The 16080-nt window shown below is 53.1% G+C and carries 12 protein-coding genes; 4 read left to right on the forward strand and 8 right to left on the reverse strand.

The features are described 5' to 3' along the window. Window positions 1-39: 39 nt before the first annotated feature. Together I2D83_RS14315 and I2D83_RS14320 are read right to left on the reverse strand one after the other, a co-directional pair. Window positions 40-627 carry a hypothetical protein gene (locus tag I2D83_RS14315; protein ID WP_157681917.1) on the reverse strand — a complete coding sequence of 196 codons (588 nt, stop codon included), beginning with the start codon at window positions 625-627 and terminating at the stop codon, window positions 40-42. Further along, on the reverse strand, window positions 617-1333 hold the full coding sequence (locus tag I2D83_RS14320; protein ID WP_205946765.1) for a hypothetical protein: 717 nt from the start codon (window positions 1331-1333) through the stop codon (window positions 617-619). Before I2D83_RS14320 ends, I2D83_RS14315 begins: the two co-directional genes overlap by 11 nt. A 372-nt stretch (window positions 1334-1705) precedes the next feature. Between I2D83_RS14320 and mobH the strand changes: the two genes are divergently transcribed. Then, window positions 1706-3529, forward strand: coding sequence for a MobH family relaxase (mobH, locus tag I2D83_RS14325; protein ID WP_205946766.1), 1824 nt, complete (start codon window positions 1706-1708; stop codon window positions 3527-3529). A gap of 59 nt (window positions 3530-3588) precedes the next feature. Here mobH and I2D83_RS14330 read toward each other — a convergent pair whose 3' ends face one another. After that, the gene (locus I2D83_RS14330; protein ID WP_205946767.1) at window positions 3589-5187 is read right to left on the reverse strand and encodes a sigma-54 interaction domain-containing protein; all 1599 of its coding nucleotides are present in this window, start codon (window positions 5185-5187) and stop codon (window positions 3589-3591) included. Between the two features lie 209 nt (window positions 5188-5396). On the opposite strand from I2D83_RS14330, the gene I2D83_RS14335 reads away from it, so the two are divergent. Beyond that, complete coding sequence (locus I2D83_RS14335) at window positions 5397-6113, forward strand: hypothetical protein (protein ID WP_205946768.1); 717 nt, start codon at window positions 5397-5399, stop codon at window positions 6111-6113. Between the two features lie 186 nt (window positions 6114-6299). Here I2D83_RS14335 and I2D83_RS14340 read toward each other — a convergent pair whose 3' ends face one another. Next, entirely contained in the window at window positions 6300-6665 is a 366-nt protein-coding gene (locus I2D83_RS14340; protein WP_433915098.1) for a DUF932 domain-containing protein, read from the reverse strand. 443 nt (window positions 6666-7108) lie between these two features. Between I2D83_RS14340 and I2D83_RS14345 the strand changes: the two genes are divergently transcribed. Further along, window positions 7109-8005 carry a hypothetical protein gene (locus tag I2D83_RS14345; RefSeq protein WP_205946769.1) on the forward strand — a complete coding sequence of 299 codons (897 nt, stop codon included), beginning with the start codon at window positions 7109-7111 and terminating at the stop codon, window positions 8003-8005. 167 nt (window positions 8006-8172) lie between these two features. Continuing rightward, window positions 8173-8754 (forward strand): DUF2441 domain-containing protein, encoded by a 582-nt coding sequence (locus tag I2D83_RS14350; protein WP_205946770.1) that lies wholly within the window; start codon window positions 8173-8175, stop codon window positions 8752-8754. 241 nt (window positions 8755-8995) lie between these two features. On the opposite strand, the gene I2D83_RS14355 is transcribed toward I2D83_RS14350, so the two are convergent. Genes I2D83_RS14355 through I2D83_RS14370 form a run of 4 tightly spaced genes read right to left on the reverse strand, consistent with a single transcriptional unit; the run spans window position 8996 to window position 16019 of the window. Further along, the gene (locus tag I2D83_RS14355; RefSeq protein WP_205948195.1) at window positions 8996-9361 is read right to left on the reverse strand and encodes a hypothetical protein; all 366 of its coding nucleotides are present in this window, start codon (window positions 9359-9361) and stop codon (window positions 8996-8998) included. Then, window positions 9361-13698, reverse strand: a complete 4338-nt coding sequence (locus I2D83_RS14360; protein ID WP_241007226.1) for an RHS repeat-associated core domain-containing protein — start codon at window positions 13696-13698, stop codon at window positions 9361-9363. Before I2D83_RS14360 ends, I2D83_RS14355 begins: the two co-directional genes overlap by 1 nt. Then, window positions 13691-14137, reverse strand: a complete 447-nt coding sequence (locus tag I2D83_RS14365; protein ID WP_205946771.1) for a DUF1795 domain-containing protein — start codon at window positions 14135-14137, stop codon at window positions 13691-13693. The genes I2D83_RS14360 and I2D83_RS14365 overlap by 8 nt, the downstream gene beginning before the upstream one ends. A 31-nt stretch (window positions 14138-14168) precedes the next feature. Continuing rightward, window positions 14169-16019, reverse strand: coding sequence for a type VI secretion system Vgr family protein (locus I2D83_RS14370; RefSeq protein WP_205946772.1), 1851 nt, complete (start codon window positions 16017-16019; stop codon window positions 14169-14171). Between the last annotated feature and the right edge of the window lie 61 nt (window positions 16020-16080).

Here is a 16080-nt window from a genome sequence, read left to right on the forward strand (position 1 = left end):
TCGGCAGCAGGCTGTTTCAAGAATTATTTTTGAATGGGGCTACTCTGTCCACGGAAGACGCCAGGTACTGCCATCTCGATCGTTTGTGTAGAGCTTCCCACCACGCCCACGCTCATCAGTCCGGAAACATTTTTTGTCGCCGTCGCACGTGGTCCACGTTAGACGGGAATTTTTGATCTGCTCATTAAGAGATGATAGTTCTGCCCGACGTTGCTGAATCTCGTCCACCGAAGGCATCAGAAATAAAATAGATGCGATAAAAACCAGCATCATTACAATCTGTGGCCCAATAATATATAACCAGCTCCTAATATTGAGCTTTTTGGCCGCTTCCTTGTACTGCTCTGTTGCTATTTTAGCTGCATCATTTGCCTGCTGAAACTTGACACTCAACAAGTCCGCCGCCCGGTTGGCAGTTGTTTCCGCTGAATCAGCTATCTTGTGGGAAACACCTTTTTCCAAAGTTTGAAGACGGATGCTCATACTTTTAACCAAAGATTCCAAAGCCGCCGTTGCTTCTCTAGCTTTCTCACCATCGCACTCCGCTGCCTCCCGCAACTTTTCAGCCGCGTCAAAGAACAACTGGACATCATGATCTGTCAGGCACCTATTCATGTTATCTCCCATAGCCCCTTCCTAGCTCTTTCTGCCGCTCTTCTTTCTTAAGCTCCATTTCCAGTGCTTTTTCCATCTTCAATTCCTGTTTTTGCCTATACGCCATCCACTTTTGATAAGACATGTTCAGCGCCACCAAATCCTCCAGCGCGACAAATTCTATGCCACCGCCAGAACCCACAATCACAATCAGCGCACCCGCACCTGTTTCCCCCGCGCCCTGACACCAGCGCACAAGCTTCAGATAGTTCTTCTCCTGTGTATCCCGCTCATCGTTCCTTGACGAAATCACGTCATCCGCCACAGATTCAATAAACCTCTCCAGAGCAAATGGCTGTTTCGCAGGTTTTTCTGTCTCGAATACATCAAGATAAGGAGAAAAAAATGCTTCAACACCTTTCAGATCAGAGGGTGCCGTTTCCACGTACCAGTGAACTCTGCGAGAGATATTCAGCATTTCCGGCGAATCTTCTATAGCCGGTAATAGTTTCCTGTACCGAGAGAGTTCCTTTTTAGAACGGTTCGCTTGTGCCTTGAACTCGATAAGACGTAATGTGCCAGGGAAATCGAGCAGAACATCACCTAGCGCCTTATCTTCCGGAGTTTGCTGTAACAAACTGACAGCACTCGGAAGGTATCCGGATTTAAGCCGTCCTCCGATGGAAATTCCCAATCCATAAAGAAAATTACCAATCACCACGTTTTCATAAAGTTTCACGTTCGTCCTTCCGCTGTTAAATAACCATGTAATATCTATTTTCCATGCATCTTATCTGAAAATATCTTTTACCATGAAGCATTCTGCCTCATGGCCCCATACATTATTTATTTTTATCAGAAGCATGATCGTTAGAGCCACACGCAGCCCCAGTGACACCTCTGAGACACAAGACCTCATACGGACATCCATTTCCCAGCACAAAAAGGATTCCCCCCTGCCGCATTGATACTCGATGGCACAGACAAACAGCGCTATATCAAAAGGCTCCAACAAGGGTAAAACCGATAAAAGGCAATGGAATGGGGTCAAAGGGAAAGGCTCTACCCAGAAAAGGAAAAGGCTCGTTTACCCCGCACTTGAGGCATCACCATGTTTACTCTGTTCCAGCGAAAAAAGCCCACGCCACCCCAGCCTGCTCCTGTCGTGCCAGAAAAGGGGCTGCTCCAGCCAGAACCCGCAACGTCTTTGCTAGCCACACCTCGTCGGCAAAAGCTGCTGGAACACATCTGGCAGCGCACCTCACTCTCTCGCAAGCAATTCATCACACTTTACCGCAGGCCTCTGGAGCGCTACACAGAGCTGGTACAGTTGTTTCCCGCCTCGGAAACACATCATCATGCTTACCATGGCGGCATGCTCGATCACGGACTTGAGATCGTCGCCTTTGCACTGAAACTGCGGCAGTCCCACCTGCTGCCTGCTGGCGCGCCTCCGGAAGATCAAGCCGCGCAATCAGAAGCCTGGACAGCGGCCATCGCTTATGCCGCACTGCTCCACGACATCGGCAAGATTGCCGTTGATCTGCACATCGAGCACGAAGACGGTAGCCTCTGGCACCCCTGGTACGGGCCGCTGACACAACCCTACCGCTTTCGCTACCGGGATGACCGTGAATATCGCCTTCATGGCGCTGCCACTGGCTTGCTCTACCGGCAAATACTCGATAACCACGTCCTCGACTGGCTCAGCAGCTACCCGATTCTCTGGACTTCGCTGCTGTATGTGCTCGCGGGCCAATACGAACACGCCGGCATGCTGGGCGAACTCGTCATTCAGGCCGATCGCGCTTCGGTAGCTCAGGAACTGGGTGGAAATCCCAACCGAGTCATTCTGGCGGCGCCCAAGCAGGCGCTACAGCGCAAGTTACTCGAGGGGTTGCGTTACCTGCTCAAGGAAGAATTGAAAATCAACCAGCCCCAGGCTTCGGATGGCTGGCTGACAGAGGACACGCTTTGGCTGGTCAGCAAGACCGTCTCTGACAAATTGCGCGCTCATCTGCTGGCACAGGGGATCGAAGGCATTCCATCCAATAACACGGCTGTGTTCAACGTGTTGCAGGAGCATGGCGTACTGCAGCCAACCCAGGATGGCAAGGCCATCTGGAAAGCCACCATCAGCAGCGCATCCGGCTGGTCACACAGTTTCACGCTGTTGAAACTCTCTCCGGCATTGATCTGGGAAGCGTCCGAGCGTCCAGATCCTTTCACAGGAACGGTGACGATCGATACCAGTTCCCCCGATAGCAGCGACGCGATGCCTCCCACATCCGAACCCGCCGTCTCTGCCTCTCCCGCACATCCCACACCCGCTCTTACAACAGCACCGTCCACCGCTGCGCCACACGATGTCATGGAAGACATGCTCGCTATGCTGATGCCAGCCGAAAACCCCAGCACAGCAGCATCCTCCAGTGCGTCGAACACGGCACAACCCACCACCTCACCACCTGATGACACGGATGAGCCCATACCGCCACAGGCCTCGGATACGCCATCCCAACCTGAGCCTGCCAAACTGCTTTCGAGCGAACACTTCATCGCCTGGTTGAGGGAAGGAGTTCAATCACGCAAACTCATCATCAACGACGCCAAAGCGATGGTGCATACCGTGAACGATACGGTCTATCTTGTCAGTCCTGGGATTTTCCAGCGCTATGCGCAGGAGCACCCGACACTTGCCACCCTGGCGAAACAAAAGGGATTACAGGATTGGCAGTGGATTCAAAAGCGCTTCGAAAAGCACCAGGCGCATCGAAAGCAGCCCAGCGGCCTGAACATCTGGACATGCCAGGTGACCGGGCCAAGAAAGAACCGACGGTTGCACGGTTACTTACTCACAGAGCCGTCGAACGTCTTCTCGGAGCAACCACCCAATAATCCATACTTAACGCTTCTGGAGAACGAGCCAACTTAATCATGCAATCCGGCGCAACGCTGCACATATCGTTCTCAAACTGCATTGACACAATACCGTCAATAACTGATCCCCTGCCTGAGACATTTACGATTGAACGTACGCTTAGGTATATTCAGACTGTCTGCGGCAGCCTGACGATCGCCACCGAACTGCAGTAGCCTCGCTTGAAGGATAGCGGCCTCCCGTACACGTACTGCGAGGCGCAAATCCGATATGTGCTGAAAATCCTCTCCCTGAGCCAGTTCACTTGTCAGCCGTTTCTGCGCTTCGGGCGGCAATGACTGCATGGTGATTTGCTGGCCGGATGAGGTGTGAGCACAAGCAACCTCCAGAAGGTTGCGCAGTTCCCGCACATTGCCAGGAAAGGCATACTGCATTAACTGACGCAGGAATGACTGCTCCAGCGTCACGGGTGCTTTCTGCTCCCGTCTGCAACAGAGTGTGATGAAGTGACGGCACAGCAGCGGAATATCCTCTACACGTTCGCGCAGTGGCGCTACATGCAATACACACTGGCATAGTCGGTGGTACAGATCCTGGCGAAACGCACCGTCTGATATGCGCTTTTTCAACGAATGATACGTGGCGGCAATTAGCCGGAAATCCGAATGTGCTTCCTGCTCTGCGCCGAGAGGGCGAAAACACTTGGTCTCCAGCACACGCAATAACTTGGCCTGCATGGCAAGCGGCATATCTCCGATCTCGTCCAGAAACAGCGTGCCACCATGGGCCTGCGCCACCAGACCAACCTTGTCGCTCAGAGCATCAGAAAACGCCCCTTTCTGGTAGCCAAACAACTCACTTTCGATCAGATTCTCGGGGATCGCGGCACAGTTAATCGCCACAAAGGGCGCATCTCCCCTAGCGGAACACTGATGCAACAGGCGGGCCACCACATCCTTGCCTGTACCCGTTTCACCCAGGATCAATACTGACAAAGTATGCTCAGCCGCTTGTCCGATTTTCTGTTGCAGCACCCTCATGCATGGCGACTGACCGATCAGCACATCCTGCATGCGTTTTATCAACGCCTGATGGCGCGCCTCATCCCGAGCGCGTTTGACAGAAGCGCTAAGCATTGACTGCTGATGCAGCCCTCCCGATCGCTGGCGCAAAAGCACCAGTTGGTTGCAGAATATCTGAACCAGCTTTCTGGCTTCTCCACTGTCGTGCCATTGTTGTAAACGCTCTGGTGTATCCAGCAGCGCCAGTGTTCCCTGCACAGGGCCGCTATCCGATAACATCGGTATGGCATACAGCCCACACGCAGCTCCCAGCTCCGACAGCATCTGTTGAAAGGCCAAGTGCTCAATACTCGCACCACCATTCAACGATGACCAGACGTGTGCCTTCTTCTCATGCAGGGCATAGGCCAATGGGTGACTGAAATCATCCACATCAAGTTCCATCACAACGGGTTCATCTGCCGCCTGACCTTGACACAAGAGTTGCCTGCCACTGCCATTAACCAGCCCAAGTATCGCTCCCAGGGGCCGCCAGTAGGATGCCACCGTGGACAAAAGCCAGTCACACAACTCAGCCTCAGTATTCTGGGCAGTCAGCGTTAATGCCAGATCAAGCAGGGATATTTGCCCCGACTCGTTACCGCTTTTGCACCTCAGATCCCCCTTCAGCAATCCTTTGCATTCAAACATCACACCTCCCTGCCAAATTAATTATTCCTTTACGCTTACACGAAAAAATAATTTATCAGCCCTGAGCGAATTGATTATATTTTATTTACAATCCATCAAGAATGGCCGTAAGTGGAACACACATCGCACCGAGCACGCCCATAATTTTTAGTAGATCGCGTCAAACTGCCGCGAGGCGATACGTCACCAGATAATTCAGAGGCAATTTAATGGAAGGTATACCATCTTTGGTTAATACGGTTATTGCGATTGGCGGTGCGCTAGGGACAATAGTTACCGCTGTCGCGACTTTTTTTCTATGGCGCGTAACCAAAACTCTAGCGCATGAAACAACAAGGATGGTCGAAGCCTCATCTCAACCGCATGTTGTCGTTACACTCACCCCCAATCGGTGGTCAATGCAGCATTTTGACATTCACATCGACAACACTGGTAATGCGACAGCGTACGACATCTCTATCGCTTTTGATCCTCCGCTGAAAAATAAGGAAGCACACGGAGAGCAGATCGAGATCCCTTTTCAGAAAATCAGTGTCCTCAAACCCGGTCAAGGCATTATGAGTTACTTGTCTGAATTCGAGCTACTGAAGGGAAATTCCTACCAAGTTGACATTATCTGGAAACGCGATGCGTCTAGCCAACAACGTCAGAAAAATTCATATACATTGAATATGGCCGACCATGAAGGAATAAGCCGTCTCGGAGATGACCCATTAATTGAGATCGTAAAATCCATCAAGAAAATTGAGGAAAACTGGAGTCCAGTTGCCAAAGGCCAAAAACGCACAAAAGTAGATGTGTTTAGTGGTTTTGATAGGTTGCGTGAGCGTCGCCAAGCGAATCGGATACGTCGTCAGTGGCAACGAGAAAAAGAGGCAAATTCTTTAACGAATGTACAGCCTGACACTTTGAACTCTCAGCAATAGTTTGCGTTAACATCGGACATGGTCACTGCCGTACCCAATTTTGCTTCCCACCGAACCTATGACCGACGGCCTATGCGCGGGTTTCGGTTTGGGTAACGGCGTTCATGGTGATAACTCCTAGCGATTCAGGGATGCAGCAGCAAAAGAAGTGGCAAAGGCTGCTGACTGCCCCTGTCGCGTTGAGATTCAGGCTTTCAACTGGTGCAGACCATCGCTGCATATCTGCTGGCAGACCACAATGTGAAGACCAGTATCTATTCCTGCGCATTCGCTCCGTCTATGCAGTGAGGGACATAAACGGAACATTCCGGCCAGCATCTGATGACTGTTGGGGCCATCGTATGAGTTCAACTGCACGATTTCGTTAGCCCCCACACCGTTGATCTGACTGGCGTAGTGCAGGCGAATCATGTGTTTTGTTTTTCCGCGCTTGCCGTCATCGTGCACGCGGATTTGCGTCACCATGAAAGCCTGGAATCCTTCTTTGCAAAGAAAGCTCAGCCAGCACGACGGCGGTAGAAATATAAGCGCACCGCTGCGAACGGCTTTCATGCGGCGCATCCGCAAAGGTGGACAGAATTACGCTGCACATCTGGTTATCGGTCAGCGGATAATCACAGCGCAGCTATGGAGAACGGGAAGCGAATTGAGTAACCTTTCTCCTGACGAAAAGGGTGTGCTGTTCAAGCTGAATACAGGATTCCTAGATTTTGAAACACAGCCTTTCGGCTATTCTGTGCGATTGGCATTGTTGTCACCATCTTTCCTGAGTTCATCGCCCGGTAGCCAAGAAGCGTACGGACGGGACCGTCAAGGAGACAAACTCAGGGGGCGGCCCATAGCGGAGCGAGAGAACGATGGAAACCCACTAGGGACGGAACTCGCGGAGAGGTTCGATACGTAGCATGACGGACATATTTTTTTGCCAGGCACGTTCAAATCTTCGTTCATTCGTGATATGAAGGTAAAATAAAAAGAAACTTTTATGAGCTAATATGCCTACAATCTCGTCGTCCAAAGTACCTACGCCAAAGTCGTGGGAAGAATTTGAAGAAATTACCCTATCCGCAGCAAAATTGCGTTGGAACTCAACAGATTTCTACCGTAATGGAAGACAGGGGCAGAAGCAGAATGGTGTTGATATTTGGGGACATGACGATGATGAACGTCACATCGGACTTCAATGCAAAAACACAACAGGCGAATTGGATTTAGATGTTGTCAAGATTGAGATAGAAAATGCTGAAAAATTCACACCGAAGCTGGATCGGCTCTACATTGTCACGACAGCCCCAAGAGATGCGAAGCTTCAAAAATCAGTAAGGGACATTTCGCAGAAACGCAGCAAGGCCTATGATTTTAAGGTCGATGTGCTTTTCTGGGATGACATTTGCAATGACTTAGCAAAGGATGAAAAAGTCTTCTTCGGGCACTACCCTCAATTCAAGTCGGCCGATGATCCGGCAAAAAGGCATGACAGCGCCCTATGGAGTGAACTCACGACTCTGCTTCGCTCTGATGGCGTTATTGGTTTCTTAAATCGAACAAACATGGCTGGATTTTCGTTCCGAGAATTGGAACTTGAGCCGATTCGTGAGTTTTACTTCAAGTGGAACATACCGGAGCGCGAGTTCATTACTCCTGAACTAGAGAGAATTAAAAAGGAACTTTGGTCAGAGGTAGATATATATTACGGCCTTATTGCTGATGAAACCTTCCCGACACATAATCCACAATTAAGTACGGTGCCTCCTGAATGGGAGTTTGAGCAGCCAGATAGATTTTGGCGGGTTGTGAACGCACTACATGCTCACGCAGGGAAGATCGTCGAACTGCACGCGGAAATTGTACGTGTGGGGCGAGAAAAATTGTTGGCCAGTGGCGGGAAATAGCTATTTGATGAAGTGATTTTATGATGAATCGGGCAATATTTGGTGCTACAGCGTATTTTATTAGAGCACACTAACACCGCGAGACGATGAGGTATGCGCATTTCGTTCCTAAGCATTTTGAAGAGTGCAGCATCTTTAAATCTACTATCTTCATTAGAGAGCTTATCTTGAAAAATACATATTATCATATAAATATTCTATCTCCCGATGTTACCCAATGGAGCGTTGGCGAAATTATTACATTTGAAGGATATAATAATTATTATAATAAAATAATAGAACTCATTGATTACGCACACGGCCCAAACAAAACAAACATCCACATCGACACAGTTCTTAACAATAGTGGTTATTCAATAGATGACAAACTGACCGTAACAAAACAAAGGGAAAAATATAAATACTTTAAACGAAGAGAGATAGCGTTCGAATCCATAAGAAAGAAATTTTTCTCCAAAAGGCCGTCAAGAATAAGCTGTATCTATTTAGCCCAATCAGAACATGATATTAAAGAGTGGGCCAACCTTATTTTGAATGATGCTCCTGATTACCGAATTTTAATAGTCGAGCCGATAAACACATCAAATATTTTTATTACAGGAGACCAACCTTTGTGGGAGTGTTCTCAAAGCATGAGTGATATTGAACTATCTCTTAAAGCTAGACAGTATTGGTCAGAAGACTCGATGAATGGGAATATTGAAGTATTGGTCAGTGGAGGCGTCAAAGTTCTTAGCGTATCATCTTAGATAACATGTCAACAATCTGTCCGCGATAGCATGTTTCAGGTTACCCCCTACTGCGCCAGAAATATCTAATTATATTTAATAAAATATATACACATCAAAAATTAATCATAAAATCGGATATCGTTATAGGTCTGGTTGCGGCTGTCTTCGCGGTAGTGCCACACATGCGGCGGTAGCCCGCTACACTACCTACTTGCGTATCAACAGCCAGCCAAATCAATCCGACAACATGAAAATCCACCTAATACATTTCAAATGTACATGCAGAAATTTCATAACTTCGCCCATCGGAAAGAACTATTTTATCTCCGACTATTTCGCCAATAAACAGCCCCATCTGAATGGCACCTTGCTCTATCTGCTTTCGCCAGCCCTCAATATCTCCCTTATATGATAAGGCATGAAAAAGCTCACCTGAAGGTAGCCATAGCTTACAATTTTCTACCATTGCCCCACCACTTTTTGGTATTAGAGGTTCTACTTTACCGGTCACCTTGTCGAATAAGCCATTCCCAACAAATTTATCCCTACCATCATCAGAAACATAGCGATATTCTCTCCACGCAACAGGTGTCAAACCCGGAATCTCTCTTCTAAAATCACTCATCACGGAAATATCCTAAATATTACATTGTTGAGACCCGCATCCTGAAATAACGAACCATAGTAATTAGCCAGCTCACGACTATTTGTGTGATAAATAACATCATCAAATGCAGCCGAGTATTTCTGCGCTTGAGCAAGCATTTTTTCTTGCTCCTTAATGGCAAAAGACTTACCACCTATCGCACTTTCAGGATTTCTAATTGAACGCCCCCAATCCTCAACATATTTAGCCTCAATCGCGGTATTTCTACCATTGATGCTAACAACATGATCTGCAATCCCATTAACCTTGTTACCATTAACTACAGAGCTATATTCCCTTGCTGACTGAGGAAGTTTCCCTCCATACATATCCTGTATTTTTTCTTCATATTTCCTCGCCTTTTCCCCACACCCAGCCAATCCAAACGGGTCGATCCAGCGAATAGGATTAGGCACATAGGCATAGTTACCCTCCCCCCCCAAAATACTGATCGGGTCAGGCGAGATATAACAGCCACCACTCGGATCATAATAGCGGAACCTGTTATAGCATAAGCTACTTTCCGCGTCACGGTACTGCCCGGCAAACGCCAGCCCTGGATCAAGGTTTTCAGTATTATCTGTATAGCGCTGCCCCCATAAATTGGTGCGCGGAGCCTGCCAGCGAATTTCACCTTGTGGATTAAAGATAGCCTGCGGTTCACCATTATGGCCGCTAGTCACAAAATCAGTTTCCCAGCTCCCCTCCACAGTTTGGCGCTGCTGCACCAACAATTCCCAGCCGTTATGCACCCAGTGACGGCGCGACACCAGTTCTCCGTCGCGATAATGGCGCACCTCGGCTACCTGGTCGCCGTCCCACAGATAGCAGATGTCTTCATGGGTCTGGTCGCAGCGTTTGCCAATGCGCCGTCCGAACGGGTCGTAGCGGTAGAACCAGCGCTCACCCGCTGGCGTATCCACAACCCGGAGCTGGTTGCGGCTGTCCCAACGGTAGTGCCACACCTGCGGCCGATAGCCCGGTTGTACCACCTGCTTGCGTATCAGCCGCCCAGCCTTGTCATACTGGTAGTGAGTGTTGTCCTGCTGGGTCAGGCGTCCGGCCTGCCATTCGGTCAGGCGGGTGGCGTCCTGTGGTAAGCCGCTACGGGTGTAGCGGTATTGTTCTTCGGTGTTTACGCTGCGCCCCGCGCCGCCGCTCAGTACCGACAGCACCCGTCCGCTGGCATCGAGTTGATAGCCCGCTGCTTCACGGTTGCGCCGGGTGCCGGTCAGGTTGCCTGCGCCGTCATACAGGTATTCCCGCGTCTGGGTCGGTTGCAGGCGACCGTCCACCGCCTGGCCGCTCATCTCCCGCGTCAGCCAGCCCATAGCACCGTATTCACGGTGCTGCATAAAGCCAGCCTGACTCTGCCGGGAAGACTCCCGACCCGCACTGTCGTGCGCCAGCGTCAGCTCCGCGCCATCCGGTAACTGCACCTGACGCAGTCCACCCGTCGCACTGTAACGGAAGGTGCTGGTGAGTGCCGCACTGTCTTCTTCGCCCTCCCAGTGCAGGCTGCGGGTAACGGTGTGCGACTCTCCCTGATAGTGGCGTCGGATTGCCGTGCCGCTGTTCTTCTCTTGCACCACCCGGTCACGCTCGTCATATTCAAGCTGGATATGACTGGTGGAGGATGTCACTTCGGTCAGCCGGCCTGCCGCATCGTAGCGGTAGTGCAGGGTGTCGTCCGGCGCGGTTTCTTTAATCAGCAGGCCACGCCCGTCGTACAGAAAGTGGCGGGTTTCTCCTTCACCGTTGCGGATACTGATGCAGTGACCGTCTTCATCGTAACCATAGTGAGTTTCCGTACCGGCCATATCCCGTTCACGTATCACCCGTGCATCGGCGTCCAGCCACCACTGCCAGCGGTTGCCATCCGGTGCGGTGACGCCAACCAGTTGCTGGCTTTCTTTATCGTAGTCGTACCGCCAGGTGCGTCCCTCTGCGTCGGTACGCGACATCAGCAGGTCGAACGGGCCGTAGGTTTGCCGCCATACCGCGCCGTTACCGTCGGTGTAGTTCAGCAGGTTGTTGTGCTTGTCGTACTGGCGCTGCTCTTGCTTGTCGTCCGGGCGCAGCAGTTGTTCCGGCAGTTTCCAGCTGGCACGGCGGTAGCCGAGGCGATACGTTGCCCCATCCGGGCGTGTCCAGCTCGTGAGGCGGTCTTGCTGGTCGTAGCGCCGTTGCTGCGTCCGGGATTCTGCATCGGTGGCACTCATCAGGCGGTGCCGGTGGTCATAAAACAGGCTGGCCTGCGTCCGGCCTTGTTCGTCGCTCACTTCAGTCAGCAGACCGTAGCGGTTCCATGCAAACCGGACTTCGCTGGCGTCCGGCCCGGTCAGGCTCAGCGGATTGCCCTTGCTGTCATACTGCCAGGTCCAACTTCGGCCCAATGGGTCGGTGATGCCGGTCAGCCGCTCATAATGGTCATAGTCGTAGTGCCACTGGTAGCCGCTGCCGTCGGTAAAGGTGCTGACCAGCCCGCTGTTGTCCAGATAGGCAAATTCCACAACCCGCCCTGCCGGAGAGGTTTCCCTCAGCAGATTGCCGACGTCGTCGTATTCATAATGGGTGACATGGCCAAGCGGGGATTTTTCCCACGCCATCAGGTACAGGTCATTGAAGCCGTATTCATGGCGTTGCCCCAGCCCGTCAATCATCACCACGCGGTCGGCCAGGTACTCGAAATTGGCCGTCAGGTAGCCATCGGCACAGGTGGTATAAACGCAGCGCCCCTGATGGTCGTATTCATACCGTGCCCAGGTCTGGTCGTTGTCGTGCCAACGAATCAGACGGTGATGGCTGTCATAGTCGTAGAACAGATGATAAGCGTGCGCGGCATCCGCCTCGACCAGCCGTCCCTGTTCATCCTGCCGGTATTCAGCCAGCACCGTTTTCTGGCCACCGTCAATGCGCTGCACCTGGCGCAGGAGCTCGCCCTGCCACACCAGCAGCAGTTCGATGCCGTCGCTGTGTCTGATCTTGCGCAGGTAACCTTTCGGATCGCGCAGAAAGTCGATGCGGTTGCGGTGGTTGTCGGTGATAGCCGACAGCAGTAGCTGGTCTCCCTGTTTGACGGTAAACGCCCGCCAGGTCTGGCTGTCGCGGTGCCACAGGTGAAAGCCGTTATGGCGTTTCACCAGTTTGAATTCGGGGTATTCGGCGCAGTACACCACCGTTGCACCGATCCCGAAGGTGAAATCGATGTCGTAGCCCTGCGCCAGGGTGAGGGTCACATGTATGTCACCCTGCTCGGTGCGACCCACTGTAGCCACCTCACTCCAGCTATCGTGCCAGCCATGCCCCAGCAAGCCGGTATGAGGGCTACCAGAACGGTAAGTACGCTCGAACAGCAGCGGAACGGTCTGGCCCAGTTCCAGATCGAGACGTTTTTCAATGACTTCGCCACTGGCGATGTAGACGGGATCTTTCAGGAAGCCGCGAATGGATTCGCTGACACGCGCCAGACCTTTGTTTTCCCTGAAGCCCTTTTTGGCGCACTCCACGGCGCTACGCAGTCCTTCCATAGCATGTGCGGCGCCCGCTTTCATGCCCCGCAGCACCGCCATCGGCCCTTTGGTAAACAGCTTGCCCAGTCCCCGGAACAGACCGCGACTGGGGGGCACCAGGAATTCCACCGCGAGTATCAGCGCTTTTTCCCAGCCGCTGAACTCGTCCGCTACCGTGAGAGGCGATTCCTGGCCTGAACCAAAGAACACCGTCGAAGCGCCTTCCTTGATCGTGGCTCCACAGACGGTTTTGTCCCCCACCCGCGCCGCATAGTAGCCATCAACGAATACCGTGGCACTGCCCTGGGCAATCAGTTGCGGGCCGTTGTGTTTGTCGCAGAGCACCGCATCAATTTCAGCGCGCGAGACCGGATTGCCTTCGACAAAGACGGTCTTTGAGCCATCCTTGACCGCCCCCGATGAAGGCGAGGCGCTGTCCACCATGGCCGAGACCCGGTTAGTGACGCCGCCTATCAGGTCCCCCAGCGCAAACACGGCACCAAATCCGACTGCCAGCTTGACGACCCCCACCACCAGAGCCAGACCGGCCCCGCCGGTGATGCCGGTCAGGGCCACGGCACCCGCGACGGCTGCCGCCGCCACGGTAAACGCGGCAGCCGCAATTAACGCCCCGACAGCCGCGCCGGCCAGTGCGCCCCAGAAGCTGCTGTGCTTGATGGCCTTGCCCGGCGAGGTAGGCGGTTTACCCTGACCCGGTTCAGGTAAATCCGGCGGCGGTTTAGGACGGTTACCCGCGTGCATCGCCCCGACCCGCGCAATGCGGGAGAGAATTTCCTCACGCATGACGGCCTGCCTTATCCTCCGGTGAAACAGGCGGCTCAGCAGCTTTAAAGGTCTCAATCACCGCCAGCAGACTGGCTTTGTGCGCATCACTGAGCGCCTCGGCGGCAGTAATGGTGAACGTCAGCAGCAGGTTGTCGCGTACCTGCATCACCACCACCTGATGCATCTGCCCTTCCGGTGATTGCCAGGTGTACTCGACCCCCTGGGCGGGTTGTTCATCCAAGCTCAGCGTCCACGCCTGCCGCTCTTCGTAGCCTTTAAGCTGCGTCGACAACTGCGTCAGCGTGTCCTGGTACGCTGCCTCGGCGGTTTTACCGCCCTCCACCGGGGTGCGGTTGACCACCAGATTGGTGGTGTCGTCAGGCAGAACAAAAACGTGCAGGGATTCATCGCGCCATTGTGCAGGAATGTTCAACGTGCCTTCGTTCATCTGGTACATGTTTCAGCGTCCTTGTTGTTGTTCTTGTGACTCAGTTCAGGTCGATACGATTGCCGTTGATGGTGACGGTTTTGCCCTTGATGGTGATGTCACCTTCGTCGCTGATACTGATAAAACCGATGCTGGCGGCAATCAGAATGCTGCCCTGCATCGATTGGATAAGGATGTTGTTTTTCACCTGCAGGCTGTCGTGAAGTTCTTCTGTTGCCGTGACATCACCCACCACCGTGCTGCGGCTACCGGAGATGGCTACGGTTTGATGCCCCTGGATTTCGGTGGACTGGTCTTTCACTACCGACACTGTCTGATTGCCGCCAACGCTTTCGGTATGGTCAGCGGTCACGGTGGTACTGCGGTTGTTCAGCACCACGGTGTTCATGTCTTTCTGAGCGTGGATAAACACTTCTTCCTGCCCGGCCTGGTCTTCAAAACGCAGTTCGTTGAAACCCGCGCCCTTGTGCGTTGAAGTACGCAGCGAAGTGCGGGTCTTGTTCGCCGGCAGCGGGTACGGCGACGGGTTGGTGGCATGGAAGGTACGGCCAGTCACAATCGGCTGGTCCGGGTCACCTTCGAGAAAGCTGACGATGACCTCATGGCCGATACGCGGAATGGCGATCAGGCCGTACTGACCACCGGCCCAGCCCTGGCTGACGCGCACCCAGCAGGAGCTCTGGTCGTCACTGGCCCCGTATCTGTCCCACGGGAATTGCAGCTTGATGCGGCCGTATTCATCGCAGTAGATTTCCTCCCCCGCCGGGCCGACGACAGTGGCAATTTGCGGACCATCGACCATCGGCTTGTAGGGCTGGCCGGCACGCCAGGTGCTTTTCGCACTGATGACTTCGAAACTGTTGCTGTAGGTGGTCGGTTCGCCGCCGCTTTCTTCTTCCAGTGCCTGCGGTTGCTGGCCGCTGTGGGTGATCGCCACCAGTTGCCAGGCCGCGTTGAGCGTTGGATTGGGGTGTTCGGTGAGGGTAAAACTGCTCCCCGGCATCAGCATCGCGGCATTAGATTCACCCGATCCCGTCATGGCACCGGCGCGCAATGCATCCAGCCGATAGCCGGTAAAGGCCTTGCCGCTCGGATCTTGTTTGAAGCGGCCCGGATAGTCGAAATGCTGGTAGGTCTCGCGCTGGTGCTCCAGCTCACCACTCATCTTGCTGTGCAGCAGGCCGTAGGCGGGGGTTTTGAAGCTGTAGTCCTTGAGGGCGACCTCGGCAGTACTAACCGCTTCGGCATAGCGAAAACGGCGGACGTATTCGCCTTCGCTCAGACCCTGCGTGGCAAGGTTGAAGAACAGTTCCGGGCCTTTACTGAGCGCCCCGGCATCATCCGCAAAGACCACCCGGTGCTTGCCAGCCTCAAACTCGTGGAAGAAGTACAGACCTTCCTCCGCTGCCAGACGGGTGACAAACGCCAAATCGCTTTCCCGGTACTGCACACAGTATTCACGGGGCGCGTGGTCGTGCCGCAGCGCAAAGGCGTAATCGGTGATGCCGGACTCTTCCAGCAACGTACCAATAATGTCCTCGGGCTTTTGTGCCTGAAAGATGCGGGCATTGGTGCGCAGACCCAGCCGCCACAGCGCCGGGCGAACTTCTGCCTGATAGCGGGTACGACGAAAGCCCGTATCACCCTGGGCAAAGGCGCTGATGATGCCACTGACCCGGCGTTTGAGTTCCCCCTCGTACCACACCCGCAGTTCACAGGGCTGATCGAGTACCGCGCCAAAGTCGACGCCCGGTAACGGGCTGGCCAGATTCAGCGACAGGGCAAACGGCTGGTTCAGGGCCTCGCTGAGCTGAAAATCCACCACCGCAAAGGTGCTTTCGGGCAAGGCACCGACCTTTACCGTGAACTGTAATCCTGTACTGTTTGCCACACGTCCTCCTGATGCTGTCATCCACACTCAGGCATGGCAGGGGCCATGACTCAGTGCAGAA

It is taken from the genome of Pectobacterium aroidearum (assembly GCF_015689195.1).
Classification (GTDB): Bacteria; Pseudomonadota; Gammaproteobacteria; order Enterobacterales; family Enterobacteriaceae; genus Pectobacterium; species Pectobacterium aroidearum.